Here is a 22,021-nt window from a genome sequence, read left to right as displayed (position 1 = left end):
TAATTCATGGAAGCATATAAAATTGAAAAACTTAATAAGCAATATGGTGATAAAGTTATTTTTAATGATTTAGATTTATCCGTATCTTACAAAGAACGCATTGGACTAGTTGGTATTAATGGAACAGGTAAGAGTACTTTGCTTAAAGTTATAGCAAATATTGATGATGATTATGATGCAAAGACATCTTATCCTAACCAATATCAAATAGCATATGCAAGCCAAAAGCCTGAACTTGATGGATCTTTATCTGTAATAGATGAAGTATTAAATAATGAAACTGAAATGACAAAAGTCATTGCCCAATACGAAAGCGCTTTAAATCGATATCAGCAAACTGGTGAATCTAAAGATTTAGATCTTATGATGCAATACCAATCTGATATGGATCGATTAAATGCTTGGGATTACAGTGCAGACGTTAAAACTATTCTATCAAAACTAGGTATAAATGACTATCTTAAAAAGGTTTCTACTTTGAGTGGTGGACAACAAAAGAGAGTTGCACTAGCTAAAGAATTGATACGTAAACCTGATTTATTATTGTTAGATGAGCCTACAAACCATTTAGATATTGAAGGAATAGAATGGCTCGTTAATTATATCAAACAATACCCTCATACAATCATGTTTGTTACACATGATCGTCACTTCTTAAATCAAGTTTCAACTAGAATTGTTGAACTTTCAAATGGTAAATTAACAAGTTATCCCGGTAATTATGAATCTTATATTGAAGCAAGAGCTGAAAAAGAAGAAATAGAAGCTCAGCAACATGTTAAGAAAAAAGCACTGTATAAGCAAGAATTGCATTGGATGAGACAAGGTGCAAAAGCTAGATCAACTAAACAACAAGCGAGAATTCAAAGATTTAATAATTTAGAAGATGATTTGTCTAACAAGAAGACACAAGGAGAAGCGAGCTTGAATTTAGCACATTCTCGATTAGGGAAACAGGTCTTCGAATTAGATGATATCTCGAAGTCCATCGGTGACAGAACTTTATTCGAGGACTTTACGACAATTATACAAAAGGGCGATAGAATTGGAATTGTTGGAGAAAACGGTGCTGGTAAGACAACACTCCTTAACATTATAAGTGGCTTAGACCAGACTTTTGATGGTAACTTGATTACTGGTCAAACAGTAAAAATAGCTTATTTCAAACAGCAAGATGAAAGCTTGACGTCTGATGACAGAATGATAGATTACTTGAGAAAAGAAAGTGAAGTAGCTAAAGAGAAAGATGGTACTGTTGTGTCAGTTACACAATTGTTAGAAAGATTCTTATTTCCAAGTCAAACACATGGCACACAAATTAATAAACTATCAGGTGGAGAGCAGAAGAGACTTTACTTACTTAAATTATTAGTACATGAGCCTAATGTTTTAATTTTAGATGAGCCAACAAATGATTTAGACACTGAAACATTAACAATTTTAGAAGCTTATATTAATGAGTTCGGTGGAACAGTTATCACTGTAAGCCATGATAGATATTTCTTAAATAAAGTGGCTAATAAATATTGGTATATCCATGATAAGCAAATAGAACCAATGCTAGGTACTTTTGAAGATTATTTAGCATATAAAAAAACAGTCGATAAAAAAGCAACACAACAATATAAAGAAGCTCAAAAAGCTGAAGTAAAATCTAAAACAACTACTAGATTGTCATTTAAAGAAAAACGAGAACTTGAACAACTAGAAGAAAATATTGAATATATAGAATCAAGATTAGTAGAGCTTGAGCAAGAAATGGTTGAACATGCGACTAATTATGAAAAATTAAACGAACTAACAAATGAAAAAACATCGATTGAAGCGCAATATGAAGAAGATTATATGCGTTGGTCATCCTTATCAGACAGATTATAAGCGTATAGAGGTGTATATATAGATGCAAAATATTTTAAAAGAGTATTTCGGATATCAGCAATTTAGAGATGGACAGAAAGAAATTATAGATAAAGTTATCAATCATCGTCCCACTTTAGGTGTTATGCCTACTGGTGGAGGTAAATCAATTTGTTATCAAGTGCCAGGTCTATATTTAGATGGACTTACAATTGTCATTAGTCCGTTGATTTCTTTAATGAAAGACCAAGTTGATAGCTTGAGATCGATGGGTATTAAGGCTGAATTTTTAAATAGTACTTTAACGAGTAAAGAAAAGAAAAGAGTTGAGAGCGAGCTCATTTCAGGACAGTTAGATTTTCTATATATTGCACCAGAACGATTTAACCAACCACAGTTTATCCAAATGATTAATAAGTGTGATGTTCAACTTATAGCATTTGATGAAGCACATTGTATTTCTAAATGGGGACATGACTTTAGACCAAGTTACCAAGAAGTAATCACACACGTCATGAGTTTACCTCATCACTTTAGACTAGTGGCTTTAACTGCAACGGCTACAAAAGAAGTTCAAGCAGATATCTCTCAAAAATTAGGGATTGCTGAAAATGATATTATTGAAACATCTATTAAACGTGAAAATTTAACATTTAAAGTGAACAATACATATCAAAGACTTAATTTTGTTAAAGACTATGTGAGAACAAACATTAACCAATCAGGAATTATTTATTGCTCCACACGAAAGCAAGTAGAGCAGTTGAGTGAAACGCTTGATGATATGAATATTAAAAATGTTATGTACCATGCAGGGCTTCCTAAAGAAGAAAGAGAACGTGCCCAACGTAAATTTATTGAAGATGACATAAAGTTAGCAATCGCTACAAATGCATTTGGGATGGGGATAGATAAATCCAATGTAAGATTTGTCATTCATTACAATATGCCTCAAGATATAGAATCTTATTATCAAGAAGCGGGTAGAGCTGGTCGAGATCAATTAGATAGTGAATGTATTCTATTGTTCTCAGATAGAGATATTGACCTACAAAAATTCTTTATATCTTCTAGCCCTGCTGATGATGAGTATAAAGAAAAACAAGGTGAAAAGCTTAGACAAATGATTCAATATACTAAGACAACTAAATGTCTTGAAGCAATGATGATACATTATTTCAACCCTGATGAGAAATTAGAAGAATGTGGTAGATGTTCAAGTTGTATTCAATCTGAAAAATCATACAATATGACAACAGAAGCACAAAAAATATTGAGTTGTGTAGCAAGATTAAAACAAAAAGAAAAAAGAAATATGATTATACAAGTATTAAGAGGTGAACAAACCCCTCAAATTTCATCACTAGGATACGATGAATTAAGTACGTATGGTATATTAAAAGACTATACAACAAATGAATGTCATCATTTATTAGATGAATTACGTTATAAAGGTTATTTAAATGAGCATAAAGAAATATTAAGCGTAGACCAAGATGCTATGGAAGTACTTAGAGGAAATGTCGAAATTATGACCACACCATTCAAGACTAAGCCAAAAGAAATAGTAGACATACAAACAATTACAGATGTTGACCGTTCTTTATTTGAACGCTTAATTGAGGTTAGAAAAGATTTAAGTAAAGAGCTAGAAGTGTCACCTTTATCTATCTTCTCAGATCAAATTTTAGAACAATTTGCTAAGAAGTTGCCAGAATCTAAAAAAGAAATGATTTTAATTGATGGAATTGGAAGTTATAAGTTGAAACATTATTGTCCAATTTTTATTGATACTATTAAAAATTATAAACAACCAATATAAGGCGTTATAGGCATTTTATTGTGACATTAGGGTAAATAATTAAAAAGTAATTTAGTTACAGACAATAAAAAGAAATGTGGTGTCTATGAATGATCCAATTTGAAGAGGTTTCAAAAATATACGGGGATAAAAAAGCAGTAGATAATATAAGTTTCAATATTAACGAAGGAGAATTTTTTGTTTTAATTGGGCCATCAGGTTGTGGAAAAACAACAACTCTTAAAATGATTAATAGACTCATTTCATTATCGGAAGGATATATATATTTTAATGATAAACCGATTAGTGATTATGATGTTTCTGAAATGAGATGGGATATTGGATATGTACTCCAACAAATAGCGCTATTTCCACATATGACGATTAAAGAGAATATAGCTCAAGTTCCAGAAATGAAAAAATGGAAAAAGAAAGAAATCGCTAATCGAGTAGATGAATTGTTAAATATGGTTGGTTTAGATCCAGAAACTTTTAGAAATCGATATCCAAGCGAATTATCTGGTGGTCAACAACAGCGTATTGGTGTAATACGTGCACTTGCTTCAGACCCACCAGTTGTATTAATGGACGAGCCATTTAGCGCATTGGATCCAATCAGTAGAAAAAATTTACAAGATGATTTATTAGAACTTCAGTCTAAAATTAAAAAAACAATCGTCTTTGTAACACATGATATTGAAGAAGCGATGAAAATGGGAGACCGTATTTGTTTGTTAAATCAAGGTCATGTAGAACAAATTGGAACGGCAGATGATTTTATTCATCGACCTAAAAATGATTTTGTAAAATCATTTATTGGTAATGTAGATGCACATGTATTAAAGCAAGTTAAGTTAGGTGATATAGCACAACCGATATCAGAAGTACATACAGATTCAATTGAACAATATCCAAAAGTAGACCCATCTAAAACAATTGATGATATATATGGGCTATTAGCTGAACACGAAGCTATCATAATGGATAAAGGCGACAATGTCCCTAGCCATATCGTGACTAGACAATATGTATTTAGCTATTTGGCAGAAAAGAATAGAGGTGTTTCATAATGAATGCATTATTTGAGACACTTGCAAGTAGAAAAGGTCAGTTATTAGAGACATTATTAGAACATATTCAACTATCATTTATTGCATTGCTAATAGCAGTTGTAATAGCAGTGCCATTAGGTATTTTACTAACTAAGACTAAAAAATTAGCAGAAGTCATTATTAATATAGCTGCAGTATTACAAACAATACCGTCTCTTGCTTTATTAGGTTTAATGATTCCGCTATTTGGTATCGGACGTATTCCTGCAATTATTGCACTTGTAATTTATGCTTTATTGCCGATATTAAGGAACACATATACAGGTATTAAAGAAGTCGACCCATCTCTTATTGAAGCGGCACGAGGCATTGGTATGAAAACAGGAAGAAGATTGTCTAAAGTTGAACTACCACTTGCTATGCCAGTTATGATGGCAGGTATAAGAACTGCCATGGTACTTATCATTGGTACTGCAACTCTAGCTGCTTTAATTGGTGCTGGTGGATTAGGGGATTTAATACTTTTAGGTATTGATAGAAATAATACTTCGTTAATATTATTAGGTGCTATTCCAGCGGCAATATTAGCTATTTTCTTTGATGTATTTTTAAGAATATTAGAGAAAATCTCTTATAAAAAATCATTAATTATTTTAGGCACAATATTGTTGATATTCTTATTATCCGTAACGATTCCATTATTTGCTCAAAAAGGTGACAAAATTACTTTAGCAGGTAAACTAGGCTCTGAACCTGAAGTCATTACGAATATGTATAAAATATTAATCGAAGAAGAAACTGATAATACAGTAGAAGTTAAAGCAGGTATGGGTAAAACGTCATTCTTGTTCAATGCATTAAAATCTGATGAAATAGATGGTTATTTAGAATTTACAGGTACGGTGCTAGGTGAATTAACTAAAGAAACGCCAAAATCTACATCAGAAAAAGGCGTCTATGAGCAAGCAAATAATGGCTTAGACAAAAAGTTTGATATGCAATTGCTTGAACCGATGAAATATAACAACACTTATGCTTTAGCTGTTAAAAAAGAGTATGCAAAGAAACATGATATCAAAACAATTTCTGATTTGAAAAAAGTTGAAAATGATATTAGACCTGGTTTTACATTAGAATTCAACGACCGTGAAGATGGTTATAAAGGCATTCAGAAGAAATATGATTTGAACTTTAAAGATGTAAAAACTATGGAACCTAAATTGCGTTATCAAGCACTTGAAAGTAAAGATATTGATTTGATTGATGCGTATTCTACAGATGCTGAGCTTAAAGAATATGGTATGGTTGTTTTAGAAGATGATAAAAAGCTCTTCCCACCATATCAAGGTGCGCCTTTGATGAAGAAAGAAACTGTAAAAGAGCATCCTGAAGTTGTTAAAGCAATGAATAAATTAAAAGGCAAAATTTCTGATGAAGAGATGCAAGAAATGAATCATAGAGTAACGATTAAAGATGAAGATGCGTATCAAGTAGCAAAAGAATATTTAGAGAAGAATGATCTGATTAACTAAATACCATTGATTTATGAAAATGATTAGGTCTATAATACTAATAAATTAAAAAAAACGGTAAATTTCGATTTACCGTTTTTTATATTTCAATTTGGAGGTCTTAGATTATGAAGCAACAGTTAAGTGAATTACAGGCATATCAACCGGGATTATCACCGAGACAATTAAAAGAAAAGTATGGCATAGATAGAGAAATGGTCAAGCTTGCTTCAAATGAAAATTTATATGGTCCTTCACCAAAAGTTAAAGAAGCCATTAAAAATAATTTAGATGAATTATTTTATTATCCAGAAGTAAAACAGTTTGAAGTAAAAGAAACATTAAGTACATTCCTCAACGTAAAAAAAGAGCAAATCTTTTTCGGTTCAGGTTTGGATGAAGTTATCATGATTATTTCTAGAACTGTATTAGAGCCTGGAGATGAAATATTAACGAGTGATATGACGTTTGGACAATACAAACATCATGCCATCATAGAAAGCGCACAAGTTAAAACAACACCTCTTAAAGATGGTTATTTTGATTTAGATGCTATGTATGAACAAATTACAGATAAGACAAAATTAATATGGATATGTAATCCTAATAACCCAACTGGTACTTATTTATCACATGATGATATAGAAGCTTTTATTAAAAAAGTGCCTGACGATATTATTGTGTTGATTGATGAAGCGTACATAGAATTTGCGGTTGCTGATGATGTTCCAAACAGTTTAGAATTGTTGTCACAATATAACCAAGTGGTCCTATTAAGAACTTTATCTAAAGCGTATGGATTAGCATCGCAACGTATAGGATATGCAATAGCAAACGAATCTTTATTAGACCAGCTAGATATAGTAAGACTACCATTTAACGTAACATCATTATCAGCAGTTGCGGCAGATGCAGCAATAAAAGATCAAAGCTATTTAAAAGATATTACACAAAGAAACAGACAAGAAATCGAGAAATTTTTAAATGCTTCTTTCAAAGAGCATATATATGATAGTCAGACGAATTTTATCTATGTAAATACTGACCAACCTCAAGTATTATATGATTATTTACTTAAAGAAGGATTTATAACAAGACCATTTCCGAATGGTGTTCGAATCACGATAGGATTTAGTGAGCATAATGATAAAATGTTACAAGTATTAGAAACTTTTTTTGAGGAGTAGGGGTCATAAGAAAGGAAAGTCAGTAACTTCTTTGATATACTAGTAGACATTGATATATAAAGGAGAAGGTACAATGACGAAGCAAACAATCGGTATTGATATGGATGAAGTCCTAGCTGACACTATTAAAAAATTACTAAGACGTTACAATGAAGAAACATCTTCAAATGTTACAATGGAAGAACTTAAAGGTACAAAAATCCGTAATATGATGCCTGAACATCAAGGCGTTCTTACTGAGATTTTAAGGGAAGGTGGATTTTTTAGAGATTTAGAAGTATTTCCAAATGCGATTGAAGTGGTTCAAAAATTAAACGAATATTATGATGTATATATTGTTACAGCTGCAATGGACGTACCAACATCATTTGCAGATAAATATGCTTGGCTTAGAGAACATATGCCATTTTTAAGCCCACAACATTTTGTATTTTGTGGTGATAAAGGCATCGTCAATACAGACTACCTAATTGATGACAATCCTAAACAATTAGAAAGCTTTAACAATCACTCTATTATGTATGCAGCAGATCATAATAGAGATTATAATAAATGGCCAAAAGTTCATAGTTGGAAAGAAGTAGAAGAATATTTCTTAGGCGAGAACGGCGAATATGCTAAATCTAATGAAGCAGTATCAGAAACATCAAAATAAATAAAAGCACGACATCGGCACATTCAGGCTGATGTCGTGCTTTTTTGATATAGGTGGATGACGATTCCATTCCGGCAAAAACGCACGAAGACTTTCGAGATATCGTGCGATTCAGACTAAATCAGGCAAAAACGCACGAAGACTCAGAAGATATCGTGCGATTCGGACTAAATCGGGCAAAAACGCACGAAGACTCACGAGATATCGTGCGTTTTAAATTAAAATATACTAATGTATACCTTGCATAAGTTTTTTGATTTTTGGTGTCATGGATAATACGATTAGTGACACGACGATTGCAATTGCACCAATCAATCCAAAGTAATTTTGTTGTCCTAGTGGTTCTATAAGTTTAACGAGTTGTCCGTTAATACCTTGTGCAGTTGCATTTGTTAAGAACCATAGACTTAACATTTGGGCTGAGAATGCTTTTGGTGCAAGTTTAACTGAAACACTTGATCCAGTAGGTGATAAACAAAGTTCCCCAATAACACATAAGAAGAAGCTAAGTATTAACCATATTGGGTTCATAAGTTCTGCTTGTTGCATAGACATTGCAATCATCATTGCAATAAATGAAATACCTGCAAATGCTAAACCAATTACAAATTTAAGTGGGGTAGAGGGATTGTATTTCCCTAACTTTTGCCACAAGAATGAGATAACTGGTGCAAATATAACAATAAAGAATGGATTTATAGATTGGAACCAACCTGCTGGTATAACAAAATTAATACCATAAGCGTTTAAATCTAATTGAGTATGCTCTTGCGCAAATACGCCCAGTACATTTGACCCTTGTTCTTGAATGCTCCAGAATAACACGGAAGCTAAGAATAATGGTACATATGCTAACAGTCTTGATTTTTCAGTTCCATCAATATCAGGACTTCGATACATAATTGACCAATATATAAATGGTACAACTATACCAACGATTAATACGATTAAACTGATTGAATTAAATGTAAGTTGTCCAACTAGATATAAAATACCTAGTAGGATAATGATTCCTATCGTGCTATATGTAAAAATTTTAGCATATTTTACTTTTTCTTTATGATTCAATGGGTTTGAAGGATGATTTTCAACTTCTCCAAGACTTTTTCTTTGGAATAATACGTATGCTATTAAAGCTAGAAGCATACCAAAGGCTGCGATAGAGAAACCTTGATGGAAGCCTACGCTTACACGTACTTTGTCAATAATAAGTGGTGATAGTAACGCACCCATATTAACTGACATATAAAATATAACGAATCCTGCATCTAATCTATTATCGTTCTTGTGGTATAAACCTCCAACAACGTTTGAAATATTAGGTTTCATTAATCCTGAACCTACGATTATAAGTATCATAGATATTAAAAAGGCACCTAAACCGAATGGTAAAGATAAGACTAAATGACCTAACATGATTAATACAGCACCATACATGAGTGATCTACGAGAACCGATTAATCTATCGGCAACCCATCCACCTAAAATACCTGTCATGAATATAAGTGAACCGTACATTGCCATAATTTGTTGCGCTGTTATTTTATCTAATCCAAGTCCGCCTTGACTTACAGAAAAGTATAAATAATAAAGTAGTATTGCACGCATTCCATAATAACTAAAACGTTCCCAAAATTCTACAAAGAATAAAATTCCTAGCCCGCGTGGATGACCAAAAAATCCATGCTGAGGAACTGTTTCTACCATTTCCTCTCGCGTCATTTTGCTCATAATAAATCGCTTCCTTTCCAAACTTCTCCGAAAATTCAAGTGAGTTTACTGAACATTTTAACCCTATAATTTAGAAAATTCAATAAAATTTTAATAAGTTCTAAAATTGTGAATAATCAAAAATTAATTATAATTATAAATTAAAAAATATGAAAAATTACTCATTCATTTTGATTTCTTTAAGTTTCCAGTGATATGCATATTTTTAATATTTTACGATTTTGTACGTGCATGCTTGCCTAGGGGTATGGTTCGATCCTGTAGTCTCTCACGCATACCATTCCCTCAGGCGTCCGCACTTTACAAAATCGTGATAAATAGCTATTTTTTATAAAGTCTTAAGATTTTATACGTGCATGCTTGCCTAGGGGTATGGTTCGAGCCTGTAGTCTCTCACGCATACTATTCCCTCAGGCGTCCGCACTTTACAAAATCGTTACCAATATCTATTTAAATACAATCTTACGATTTTGTACGTGCATGCTTGCCTAGGGTATGGTTCGAGCCTGTAGTCTCTCACACATACTATTCCCTTAGACGTCCGCACTTTACAAAATCGTTACCAATAGCTATTTTTATACAAAAAATAAGAGCAGCAATTCATTATTAAAAATGAATTGCTGCTCTTTATGCTCATAACTAGCAAGATACTAGCTTCGATAAAAATTATTTTACGCCGGCCATCAATGTTTTGATTTTTGGACTAGCGATTAATAATAATACTGCAATGACAATTGCTATAATACCAGAATATAAGAAGTAATCATTAGAACTGATACTTGTATAAACTTTAACCATTTGAGCATTTAACCCTTGTGCCATAGCATTTGATAAGAACCAAACACTCATCATTTGAGCTGTAAATGCTTTTGGTGCTAATTTTGTTGTTGTTGATAAAGCGATAGGTGAAATACAAAGTTCACCAAGTGTTACAAGTAAGAAACTAGCGAATAACCAAAATGGGTTAATTAATGATGCGTCACTTGATAAAGGTACAACCATAATAATGTATGAAAGACCTGCTAAGAATACACCAATTGAGAATTTATAAACTGTTGGTGGATTGAATTTACCTAATTTAACCCATAAGATTGAGAACAATGGTGCAAATAAAATGATGAAGAACGGGTTAAGTGATTGGAACCAAGCTGCTGGTATAGAGAAATCAATTGCGCCACCAGTTAACTTAGACATACTTAATTGTGTTTTAGTATCAGCGAATTGTGCTAATACTGTAGAACCTTGTTCTTGAATCATCCAAAATGCTACTGCTGCAATAAATAATGGTATGTACGCATAAACTCTTGAACGTTCGTAATCTTCTGTTTTTTTACTAGCTGTAATTTTAACAAAGTAATAAATTGGTAATAGAACACCTAGAACCGAAATGAAGTTTGCAAAGTTCGGTAATGTTAATTGACCAAATAAACTTAAAATTACGCAAACAATAGCTATTATAACTACGCATATTGCAACGATTTTTGTGATTTTTTTCTTTTCTTCTGCATTCAATGGATCAGGTACTTCGATACCAGCAAGACCTAAATATTTTTTGTTAGTTAAGAAATAAATAACTAAACCAAGAAACATACCTACTGCTGCTACTGCGAAACCAGCATGGAAGCCTACATTAACTTGTAACCAACCGATTAATAGTGGTGATAATAATGCACCTAAGTTAATTGACATGTAGAAAATTGTAAATGCTGAGTCTAATCTTGGATCGTTCTTTTCGTATAATAAACCAACAGTTGAAGAAATGTTTGGTTTTAATAATCCAGTACCAATAATTAAGAATAGTAGTGCGACTAATAATAATGTGAAATTACTAGGTAATGATAATAGTATATGACCAATCATGATGAGTATTCCACCATAGAACAGTGCATGTCGAGTACCTGTAATTCTATCAGCAATCCATCCTCCGATTACACCACTCATGTAAACAAGTGCACCGTAAATAGATACAATTTGTAATGCTAAACCTTGGTCAATGCCAAATCCACCTTTTGCTACTGAATAGTAAATGTAGTAGGCGAGAATTGCTTTCATTCCATAATAACTAAATCTTTCCCAAAATTCGGTTAGGAATAATGTTGACAACCCTTTAGGATGACCAAAGAAACCAGTACGTGGTGTACTTTGAATAATTTCCTCTTTTGTATAATGTTTGTTACCCATTTTTTACTTCCCCTCATAATAAACTGTATTCATTTTAGATGTACTTAAAAATAGCACATGTTAAATTGTAATCGTTTCATAAAATAAACACAAGTTAAAGATTACTAATATTCATACAATAATGATTATTTGCAATAATTAAAACCAGTAGTATCAAGGGATGTAGAAAATAGAATTATTTCTTTAAAAATGTAAACGCTTTCTTATGATAAAGAGTAATAAGTTTATATATGTGAAAAAATAAAATAAGACGTAGATTAAGTCGGAAGTTAATCGAAGAGATAGGGCAAGTTGTAGATTAATTCGGGAGTTAATCTAAGAGTTCAGTCAAGTTGTAGATTAATTCGGGAGTTAATCTAAGAGTTCAGTCAAGTTGTAGATTAATTCGGGAGTTAATCGAAGAGTTCAGCCAAGTTGTAGATTAATTCGGAAGTTAATCTAAGAGTTCGACTAAGTTGTAGATTAATTGGGAAGTTAATCTAAGAGTTCAGCCAAGTTGTAGATTAATTGGGAAGTTAATCTAAGAGTTCAGTCAAGTTGTAGATTAAGTCGGGAGTTAATCGAAGAGATAAGCCAAGTTGTAGATTAAGTCAGAAGTTAATCTAAGAGTTCGACTAAGTTGTAGATTAATTCGGAAGTTAATCGAAGAGATAGAGCAAGTTGTAGATTAAGTCAGAAGTTAATCTAAGACATACTCAAATTCAACACCATACACTGAAAAGCTCATAGGGCATCAATGACTTTCATAAAAAATAAGAGCAGAGATTCATTTTTAATAATGAATTTCTGCTCTTATTATATTTCTGTGCCACTCACTGTATATGCTACTATCTGTTATCTATATTTCTGTTCCACTCCCTGTATATGCTACTATCTGTTATCTATATTTTCAGGGTATAGGTCATGGTTCATCATGCGATATTCTGCCATTTTTTCATATTTTGAGTCAGGTCTTCCATAGTTAGTGTAAGGGTCTATTGAGATGCCACCACGTGGTGTGAATTTACCTAAAACTTCAATATAATGTGGATCCATTAATTCTATTAAGTCATTCATAATAACGTTCATGCAGTCTTCATGAAAGTCTCCATGATTTCTAAAACTAAATAAGTACAATTTTAAAGATTTAGATTCTACCATTTTAACATTTGGAATGTATGATATATAAATCGTAGCAAAATCTGGTTGACCAGTTATTGGGCATAAAGAAGTGAATTCTGGACAATTAAATTTAACGAAGTAATCTCTACCTTGATGTTTATTGTCGAATACTTCTAACACTTCTGGTTTATATTGATCATGGTATTGATTGTTTTGGTTTCCTAATAATGTGATATCTTTTAATTCTTCTTTATTTCGTCCTTCTGACATTATGATTCTCCTTTTGTAATTGATTCTTTAGGTTTTGGATTTCTTTGAGCTTTTTTGAACATATAATATCCTGCAAGGAATATAATGATGTATCCTAAATAACTTAATAAATCTGGAACTTCTTTAAATATGATGAAACCGAGTAAAGCACTAAATATGACAGATGCGTATACAAATATTGAAATGTCTTTAGCAGCTGCATGACTATATGCGATTGTTATACCAAACTGTCCAACTGTAGCGAATACACCTGACATTAATAATATGATGATTTGTGATAAAGTCATTGGTTCAAATGTGAAAATGACAAATGGGATTAATGCTACTGTTGAAAAGAATGAAAAATAAAATACTGTAGTATAGGATTTCTCACGTTGTCCTAATGGTCGCAAAGCAGTATATGCACCAGCTGCAAAGATTCCGGATAATAAACCGATAACTGCGGGCATTGTATCTGAATCCAATGAAGGCTTAATGATGAAAATTGAACCAGCAATTGCAATAACCATTGCAATAATTTGATATTTCCGAGCTTTTTCATTTAAAAACAACGCACAAAGTAGTATAGTCCAGAATGGATTTAATTTCATTAACATATCCGCATCACTCAATACCATATGATCGATTGCATATATGTTGAGTAAAACACCAATTAAGCCCAGTGTAGAACGTAAAATAAGTAATGGTTGGTTTTCTAATTTTCCGAAAAATGGTGCTTTATATTTGATGACGAAGTAAATAGGTACAATCATCGCGATGAGGTTTCTAAATAGTGATTTTTGAAAAACTGGTAAATCACCAGAAAGTCTGAAGAATACAGCCATTAAACTAAAACCAATTGAAGAAATGAGTATTGCAATGATGCCTTTAACTGTAGAGTTCATTTAAACACCTTCTATTTTTTATCAATGAACATATATTATCATAATTCACTTTAAAAAGTATATGTCATGTTGACTGAAATCATTTTTGAAACTTAATTTTATGAAAGTAATTTTCAAATGTTGATTTATCAACGATTGTCATATGTGGATGGAAAGTCAACCCTATTTTTTTTAAAAAAATAAGGTAATATAAGTGTTATGAATCATTTATAGTGTTATAATAAATCACATAATATAGTATCTACATAAAAAAGCAGACACAATATCTTGTGTTTTGCACATTTAGAATAAAATTGAATAAAGTGTTGGATTTTTTGTATTTTTATTTTATAAATGCAATTTATTAAGTATATATATGTGGCAGGTGAAAGTTAATGAAGATAATTTATTACTCTTTAACAGGTAATGTAAGACGATTCATTCAGAGGGCTGGGTTGTCTGATACAATGGCTCTCACTGAGGCAAACAAAACAAATGCAATTAATGAACCATTTATAATTGTGACAGGTACAATCGGATTCGGACAAGTTCCTGATACTGTACAAGATTTTTTGAATGTAAATCATCAACATCTGAGAGCAGTAGCAGGTAGTGGAAATAGAAATTGGGGACAGAATTTCGCGAAAGCAAGTGAAGAAATCGCGAATAAATATCATGTCCCTTTATTGATGAAGTTTGAATTACACGGTAACCAAGAAATAGCAGATGAATTTAAAGAAAAGGTGGTTAATCTCTATGAAAATGATAAACAAACAGAAGCAAAATCATATTGAATTAAACAATAAAGTGACAAAGAGAAGAGAAGATGGATTTTTTGATATTGAAAAAGACCAAGAAGCATTAGAAGTATATTTAGAAGAAATTGCAGAAAAAACAATTCAATTTAATGACCCAATAGAGCGTTTGCACTTTTTAGTAGATCAAGACTTCTATTATGATCTATTTAAAGAATATAGCGAAGAATCACTAAAAGAGATAAACCAATTTGCAGATTCAATTCCTTTTCAATTTGCAAGTTATATGTCAGCAAGTAAATTTTTCAAAGATTACGCTTTAAAGACGAATGATAAATCAGAATATTTAGAAACTTACAAAGAACACGTTATTATTGTGTCTTTATATTTAGCAAAAGGTAATGTTGAACAAGCTAAGCAGTTTGTTGAAGGTATGATTGAACAACGTATTCAACCAGCTACACCAACATTCTTAAATGCTGGTAGAGCAAGACGTGGGGAACTAGTAAGTTGTTTCTTATTAGAAGTGGATGATAGTTTGAATTCAATTAACTTTATTGATTCAACTGCTAAACAATTAAGTAAAATTGGTGGCGGCGTAGCTATTAATTTATCTAAACTACGTGCTCGTGGTGAAGCAATTAAAGGTATAAAAGGAGTAGCTAAAGGTGTACTTCCAGTTGCAAAATCACTAGAAGGTGGATTTAGTTATGCTGATCAACTTGGTCAAAGACCTGGTGCAGGAGCAGTTTATTTAAATATCTTCCATTACGACGTATTAGAATTTTTAGATACTAAAAAAGTTAACGCAGATGAAGACATTAGACTTTCAACAATCTCTACAGGTTTAATCGTTCCTTCTAAATTCTTTGATTTAGCTAAAGAAGGTAAAGATTTCTATATGTTCGCACCACATACTGTTGAACGTGAATACGGTGTAACACTTGATGATATTAACCTTGACGAGTATTACGATGAACTTGTAGCAAATCCTAACATTATCAAAAAAGCTAAAGATGCTCGTGATATGTTAAATACAATTGCGCAAACTCAATTACAATCAGGTTATCCATACTTAATGTTCAAAGATAATGCGAATAAAGTACACCCAAACTCTGAAATTGGCCAAATTAAAATGAGTAATTTATGTACTGAAATTTTCCAATTACAAGAAACATCCATTATTAACGATTATGGAACAGAAGATGAAATCAAACGTGATATTTCATGTAATTTAGGATCATTAAACATTGTAAATGTAATGGAATCTAAGAAATTTAAAGATTCAGTCCATACAGGAATGGATGCTTTAACAGTTGTGTCTGATGATACAGAAATTAAAAATGCTCCAGGAGTTAGAAAAGCGAACAGTGAATTGCATTCAGTTGGCTTAGGAGTAATGAATTTACATGGTTATTTAGCTAAAAACAAAATCGGATATGAATCAGAACAAGCAAAAGACTTTGCTAATGTATTCTTTATGATGATGAACTACTATTCTATTGAGCGTTCAATGGAAATAGCTAAAGAAAGACAAGAAACATATGCTGATTTCGAAAAATCTGATTATGCTTCAGGTAAATATTTTGAAAAATACATTCAATCTGATATTAAACCACAATACGACAATGTTGCAGCATTATTTGAAGGCATTGAAATGCCAACTGCTGAAGATTGGAAAGCATTAGCAGAGGCAGTTAAAGAAAATGGATTATATCATGCTTATAGACTTGCTATTGCACCAACTCAAAGTATTTCATATGTACAAAATGCTACAAGTTCAGTAATGCCAATCGTAGATCAAATTGAAAGAAGAACTTATGGTAATGCAGAAACATTTTACCCAATGCCATTCTTATCACCAGAAACTATGTGGTATTACAAATCAGCATTTAATACAGATCAAATGAAATTAATTGATTTAATTGCAACAATTCAAGAGCACGTAGACCAAGGTATTTCTACAATCTTATATGTTAATTCAGAAATTTCTACGCGTGAACTTTCAAGATTATACGTATATGCTCATCATAAAGGTTTGAAATCACTTTACTATACACGTAATAAATTATTAAGTGTAGAAGAATGTACAAGTTGTTCAATTTAATCATTTTAATAAGATAGGAGATCTAACATGAAGGCAGTAAATTGGAATACACAAGAAGATATGACGAATATGTTCTGGCGTCAAAACATCTCACAAATGTGGGTTGAGTCAGAATTCAAAGTATCTAAAGATATGGCAAGTTGGGAAACACTGACTGAAGCAGAAAAAAACACATTTAAAAAAGCATTAGCTGGACTTACAGGTTTAGACACACATCAAGCAGATGATGGAATGCCATTAATCATGATGCACACTCAAGATTTAAGAAAAAAAGCTGTATATTCATTTATGGGAATGATGGAACAAATACATGCGAAAAGTTATTCTCATATATTTACTACATTATTGCCATCTAGTGAAACAAATGAATTATTAGATACTTGGGTTGTGGAAGAACCACATCTAAAATATAAATCAGATATGATCGTTGGAAACTACCATAAACTATGGGCTAAAGAAGCATCAATATATGATCAATATATGGCTAGAGTTTCAAGCGTGTTCTTAGAAACATTCTTGTTCTACTCAGGTTTCTATTATCCTTTATATTTAGCAGGACAAGGTCGTATGACAACATCAGGTGAAATTATTCGTAAAATATTATTAGACGAATCAATTCACGGTGTATTTACAGGTTTAGATGCACAAAGCCTGAAAAATGAACTTTCACAAGATGAACAAATTAAAGCAGATAGAGAAATGTATCGCATGCTAGATTTACTATATAAAAATGAGTATGAATATACAAAAACTTTATATGATGATATTGGTTTAACAAACGACGTAATGAATTACGTAACATATAATGCGAACAAAGCATTAGCAAACTTAGGATTTGACCCATATTATGAAGAAAAAGCATTCAATCCTATAATCGAGAACGCATTGAATACAAGCACTAAAAACCACGATTTCTTTAGTGTTAAAGGTGACGGTTACGTTATAGCATTAAACGTAGAAGCCCTAAAAGATGAAGACTTTATCTTTGAAGAAAAATAAGAATATAATGATCGTAGCCGAGACAAGTGAATTGTCTCGGCTCTTTTTTGTGTGGAGAAAGTGGGCTTTATAGGGGTGGGCTAGATTATGGGGCGTGGTTGCGGGAGATGATTGTGCGCTAACTGGCAGAATTCCGGATTATGCTCCTTAGATTGCGCTAACTGGCAAAATTCCGAATTATGCTCCTTAGAAAGTTCTAACTGGCATAATTCTGAATAGTGCTCCTTAGAAAGTTCTAACTGGCATAATTCTGAATAATGCTCCTTAGAGACAGCACCTCATACGGACATTATTCGGAATTATGTCCCTAACAGCACCTCATACGGACATTACTCAGAATTATGTCCCTAACAGCACCTCATACGGACATTATTCGGAATTATGTCCCTAACAGCACCTCATACGGACATTACTCAGAATTATGTCCCTAACAGCGCCTCATACGGACATTACTCAGAATTATGTCCCTAACGACCTCATGCTTTTCATTAATCTGTATTACAAAATAACAACTATTATCTTTTGCCATAAAAAGTTAACATATTTTTCAATATTAATTGATTTTAATAGAAAGTAATTGTTTATAATGAAGGTAATAGATGAAAGGTGGGTTTAATCTTGAAAAGAATTTTACTTGGCTTATTAACAGTATTAGTTATATCTGTGTTAGCTGCATGTGGAAATGATAAGAAGGAAGAAGAGCATAATCATTCGGAGCATAAATCGTCTGATAAACCTCAAGCTTTGGAAGTAGCATTAAATGTACCGAAAGAGGCGGAAAGTGGAGAAGAGGTTGAATTATCAGCTGAAGTTACACTTGGTAAAGAAAAGGTTAAAGATGCAGATGAAGTAATGTTCGAAATTGTGAAAGATGGAGACAAAGGTTCTTCTGAGATGAAGAAAGTTAAAGAAAATAAAGATGGCGTTTATAAATTGAAATACAAATTCAAAGATGCTGGTAAATACAATGTAACCAGTCATGTAACAGCTAGAGATCAACATACAATGCCTAATAAAGATATTGTTATAAAATAATTTTTAAAGAGGCTGAGACAAATTAAATTGTCTCAGCCTCTTATCATTTTTTGAAATAGCATTGCTTTTAATTTTATTCTTCATTACAATAGAGATAATGATAATCGTTATCAACTAATGAGAAGTAGGGTGTGACATGGGAAAATTTTTAATGCGTTTAGATGTTTTGATTGTATTATTAGTTATCACGACATTCTTCTCGATTTTTATAGGTGTGTCCGAAGTAAAACCGTTACACATATTTAACTTATCTGATGAACAAAAAAATATATTAGTATCGAGTAGAATTCCAAGAACAGTGAGTATTATAATTTCGGGTAGTTCTTTAGCAATTTGTGGTCTTATTATGCAACAGCTTACCCGTAATAAATTTGTTTCACCAACAACAGCTGGAACTATGGATTGGGCTAGATTAGGAATCTTAATTGCGCTCATCGCTTTTCCAGACGCAAATATATTAGTCAAATTACTATTTGCTACATTGTTGAGTTTGTGTGGAACAATGTTGTTTATGCAAATTCTTCAACGAATTCAATTCAAAGATGTCATATTCATCCCACTAGTTGGTATTATGCTCGGAAATATTGTTTCTAGTTTTTCTTCTTTTATTGCTTTAAGAACAAATACAGTTCAAAGTATTGGGAACTTTATGCAAGGTAATTTTTCAATTATTACTAGCGGTAGATATGAAATTCTATACATAAGCATTCCTTTTTTAATACTTGCATTTATATTTGCGAACCAATTCACGATTGCCGGAATGGGTAAAGATTTTAGTGTAAATTTAGGGCTTAACTATCAAAAAGTCGTAAATATCGGGCTGATTATCGCTTCGATTATTACTGCATTAGTTGTTGTAACAGTTGGAACAATGCCATTCTTAGGTTTAATTATTCCAAACTTAATTTCTATATTTAGAGGTGATCATTTAAAAAATGCTCTACCACATACTGCTGTATTCGGGGCGTTGTTTGTTATGATTTGCGATGTGTTAGGTAGATTAATCATCTTCCCATATGAAATTACAATTGGATTAACAATTGGCGTAATTGGTAGTTTTATTTTTATAGTAATGCTGATGAAAGGACGTTCAAGAAATGCTCAATAAATTATCGCCCATACATAAATTAATCCTTTTATCCGTATTAACTGCTCTAATTGCAGCTTTGTATTTATTTTATAATATTAATCCGAATATTTTAGAGTACCAATTAACCGGTCGTGTAAGAAAAGTAATCGCTATGTTGTTAGTAGGAGGAAGTATTGCTGTTTCTACAGTGATTTTTCAAACGATAACCAATAACAGAATTTTGACACCATCCATTATCGGTTTAGATGCTGTATATATGTTTATTAAGACTTCACTAATATTTATATTCGGTTCAACTTCATCAATTGTATTAAACTATCATTTGAATTTCATTATTACACTTGTTGGCATGATTTTATTTAGCTTGTTTTTATTCCAAATATTATTTAGATCTAAAGATCAAAATGTATTCTTTATACTATTGCTTGGTATTGTTTTCGGAACATTCTTCTCCAGTTTATCTAGCTTCATTGAAATGATGATTGATCCTGAAGAATTTTTATCTATACAAAGCGCGATGTTTGCAAGTTTTAATGCTATTAATGAAGAATTGCTTACAATATCAGGTGCGGCATTGTTAATTATGATCATTATAGCGTTCAGAATTAGACCATATTTAGATGTATTATCATTAGGAAAAGATCATGCAATAAACTTAGGTGTTAATTATACAAATGTTACGAGATGGCTGATGGTTATGGTTGCATTGCTTGTAACAATTTCAACTGCGTTAGTAGGACCTATTACATTTTTAGGTTTACTCGTAGTTAATCTCGCACATGAATTTATTAAAGAATTTGAACACAAATATATATTGCCAGCTTCTATACTCATAAGTTGGATTAGTTTGTTTCTAGGTCAATGGGTTGTCGAACATTTATTTGAAGGTAATACAGAAATTAGTATCATGATTAACTTTATTGGAGGTATTTACTTTATATTCTTAATTTTAAAGGAGCGTAATGTAGCATGATAAAAGTCGAAGGATTAACAAAAACTTATCATCAAAATAAAGTCGTAGATGATGTTGATATAGAAATTGAAAAAGGCAAAATCACTTCTTTTATAGGTCCTAACGGCGCTGGGAAAAGTACGGTATTAGCTATGGTCAGCCGATTGATTGAAAAAGATAAAGGAAAAATTAAAATAGATAATCAAGATATTGCTTCAATGAAAAGTAACGAACTTGCTAAAAAGCTCGCTATTTTAAAACAAACGAATCATACGGAATTAAAAATTTCTGTAAGACAACTCGTTAGTTTTGGTAGATTTCCATACTCAAAAGGTAAATTAAAAAGACAAGACAATATTATGATTGATAAAGCACTCGATTATTTAGGGTTAACAAATATTCAAAATAAATATTTAAGTGAATTATCTGGTGGACAGAGACAAAGAGCATATATTGCTATGACGATTGCTCAAGATACTGATTATATATTGTTAGATGAGCCATTAAATAATTTAGATATGAAACATTCTGTACAAATTATGAAAATTTTAAGAAGACTTGTTAAAGAAATGAATAAAACGATTGTAATTGTTATACATGATATAAACTTTGCTTCTTGTTACTCGGATAGAATTATCGCGATTAAAGATGGAAAAGTAGAAATCGCTGGTTTTAAAAACGAGGTCATCAATGAACCGGTATTGAGTGATATTTACGATCTAGATATCAAAATACAAGAAATAAATGGACAACGTATATGTGTTTATTTTGATAATGAATACATTGAAGTAGATGAAATTAAAACTTTAGCTATGTAGTTAATAATACTTTAATCATTGAAAGGAGTGATGCTTGATTTTACATGGGCAGATAG

At 31.8% G+C, this 22,021-nt stretch carries 17 protein-coding genes; 13 read left to right on the top strand and 4 right to left on the bottom strand.

All coding sequences use genetic code 11. The annotated features are described in order from the left end of the window. The first annotated feature begins 6 nt into the window (after positions 1 to 6). The 6 genes from LQ609_RS03420 to LQ609_RS03395 all read left to right on the top strand — a co-directional run bounded on the left by LQ609_RS03420 (position 7) and on the right by LQ609_RS03395 (position 8,063). On the top strand, positions 7 to 1,878 hold the full coding sequence (locus LQ609_RS03420; protein ID WP_107508994.1) for an ABC-F family ATP-binding cassette domain-containing protein: 1,872 nt from the start codon (positions 7 to 9) through the stop codon (positions 1,876 to 1,878). Between the two features lie 22 nt (positions 1,879 to 1,900). Then, positions 1,901 to 3,679, top strand: a complete 1,779-nt coding sequence (gene recQ / locus LQ609_RS03415) for a DNA helicase RecQ (RefSeq protein WP_078357357.1) — start codon at positions 1,901 to 1,903, stop codon at positions 3,677 to 3,679. An 89-nt stretch (positions 3,680 to 3,768) separates the two neighbouring features. Further along, a complete protein-coding gene (locus tag LQ609_RS03410; protein WP_078357358.1) occupies positions 3,769 to 4,728 on the top strand; it encodes an ABC transporter ATP-binding protein in 960 nt (319 codons plus the stop codon). Further along, positions 4,728 to 6,242: an ABC transporter permease/substrate-binding protein gene (locus LQ609_RS03405; RefSeq protein ID WP_119634286.1), complete on the top strand. Its 1,515-nt coding sequence runs from the start codon at positions 4,728 to 4,730 to the stop codon at positions 6,240 to 6,242. The genes LQ609_RS03410 and LQ609_RS03405 overlap by 1 nt, the downstream gene beginning before the upstream one ends. Positions 6,243 to 6,349: 107 nt before the next feature. Further along, on the top strand, positions 6,350 to 7,408 hold the full coding sequence (gene hisC / locus LQ609_RS03400) for a histidinol-phosphate transaminase (RefSeq protein ID WP_078357360.1): 1,059 nt from the start codon (positions 6,350 to 6,352) through the stop codon (positions 7,406 to 7,408). Between the two features lie 73 nt (positions 7,409 to 7,481). Beyond that, positions 7,482 to 8,063 (top strand): 5' nucleotidase, NT5C type, encoded by a 582-nt coding sequence (locus LQ609_RS03395; protein WP_239734316.1) that lies wholly within the window; start codon positions 7,482 to 7,484, stop codon positions 8,061 to 8,063. 228 nt (positions 8,064 to 8,291) lie between these two features. On the opposite strand, the gene LQ609_RS03390 is transcribed toward LQ609_RS03395, so the two are convergent. The 4 genes from LQ609_RS03390 to LQ609_RS03375 form a co-directional block, all read right to left on the bottom strand. After that, the gene (locus LQ609_RS03390; RefSeq protein WP_481817182.1) at positions 8,292 to 9,797 is read right to left on the bottom strand and encodes a peptide MFS transporter; all 1,506 of its coding nucleotides are present in this window, start codon (positions 9,795 to 9,797) and stop codon (positions 8,292 to 8,294) included. Positions 9,798 to 10,460: 663 nt separating this feature from the next. After that, positions 10,461 to 11,975: a peptide MFS transporter gene (locus LQ609_RS03385; RefSeq protein WP_078357363.1), complete on the bottom strand. Its 1,515-nt coding sequence runs from the start codon at positions 11,973 to 11,975 to the stop codon at positions 10,461 to 10,463. Between the two features lie 870 nt (positions 11,976 to 12,845). Next, positions 12,846 to 13,346 carry a preQ(1) synthase gene (queF, locus tag LQ609_RS03380; RefSeq protein ID WP_078357364.1) on the bottom strand — a complete coding sequence of 167 codons (501 nt, stop codon included), beginning with the start codon at positions 13,344 to 13,346 and terminating at the stop codon, positions 12,846 to 12,848. Continuing rightward, positions 13,346 to 14,230 (bottom strand): DMT family transporter, encoded by an 885-nt coding sequence (locus LQ609_RS03375; protein WP_078357365.1) that lies wholly within the window; start codon positions 14,228 to 14,230, stop codon positions 13,346 to 13,348. Before LQ609_RS03375 ends, queF begins: the two co-directional genes overlap by 1 nt. 374 nt (positions 14,231 to 14,604) lie before the next feature. Between LQ609_RS03375 and nrdI the strand changes: the two genes are divergently transcribed. The 7 genes from nrdI to LQ609_RS03340 all read left to right on the top strand — a co-directional run bounded on the left by nrdI (position 14,605) and on the right by LQ609_RS03340 (position 21,965). Next, on the top strand, positions 14,605 to 15,003 hold the full coding sequence (gene nrdI, locus LQ609_RS03370) for a class Ib ribonucleoside-diphosphate reductase assembly flavoprotein NrdI (RefSeq protein ID WP_078357366.1): 399 nt from the start codon (positions 14,605 to 14,607) through the stop codon (positions 15,001 to 15,003). Next, entirely contained in the window at positions 14,966 to 17,071 is a 2,106-nt protein-coding gene (nrdE, locus tag LQ609_RS03365; RefSeq protein WP_115337712.1) for a class 1b ribonucleoside-diphosphate reductase subunit alpha, read from the top strand. The genes nrdI and nrdE overlap by 38 nt, the downstream gene beginning before the upstream one ends. A gap of 27 nt (positions 17,072 to 17,098) precedes the next feature. After that, the gene (nrdF, locus tag LQ609_RS03360; RefSeq protein WP_078357368.1) at positions 17,099 to 18,070 is read left to right on the top strand and encodes a class 1b ribonucleoside-diphosphate reductase subunit beta; all 972 of its coding nucleotides are present in this window, start codon (positions 17,099 to 17,101) and stop codon (positions 18,068 to 18,070) included. Between the two features lie 618 nt (positions 18,071 to 18,688). Then, positions 18,689 to 19,105 carry a FixH family protein gene (locus LQ609_RS03355; protein ID WP_078357369.1) on the top strand — a complete coding sequence of 139 codons (417 nt, stop codon included), beginning with the start codon at positions 18,689 to 18,691 and terminating at the stop codon, positions 19,103 to 19,105. 136 nt (positions 19,106 to 19,241) lie between these two features. Beyond that, a complete protein-coding gene (locus tag LQ609_RS03350) occupies positions 19,242 to 20,213 on the top strand; it encodes an ABC transporter permease (RefSeq protein WP_078357370.1) in 972 nt (323 codons plus the stop codon). After that, positions 20,203 to 21,168 carry an iron chelate uptake ABC transporter family permease subunit gene (locus LQ609_RS03345; RefSeq protein WP_239734314.1) on the top strand — a complete coding sequence of 322 codons (966 nt, stop codon included), beginning with the start codon at positions 20,203 to 20,205 and terminating at the stop codon, positions 21,166 to 21,168. The genes LQ609_RS03350 and LQ609_RS03345 overlap by 11 nt, the downstream gene beginning before the upstream one ends. Beyond that, entirely contained in the window at positions 21,165 to 21,965 is an 801-nt protein-coding gene (locus LQ609_RS03340) for an iron ABC transporter ATP-binding protein (protein ID WP_078357372.1), read from the top strand. The genes LQ609_RS03345 and LQ609_RS03340 overlap by 4 nt, the downstream gene beginning before the upstream one ends. Positions 21,966 to 22,021: the final 56 nt, after the last annotated feature.

Origin of the sequence: Mammaliicoccus sp. G-M28, assembly GCF_022386595.1 — a bacterium.
Lineage (GTDB): Bacteria > Bacillota > Bacilli > Staphylococcales > Staphylococcaceae > Mammaliicoccus > Mammaliicoccus fleurettii.
Note: the sequence above shows the minus strand (reverse complement) of the source record. Positions and strands in the feature narration are given on the sequence as shown.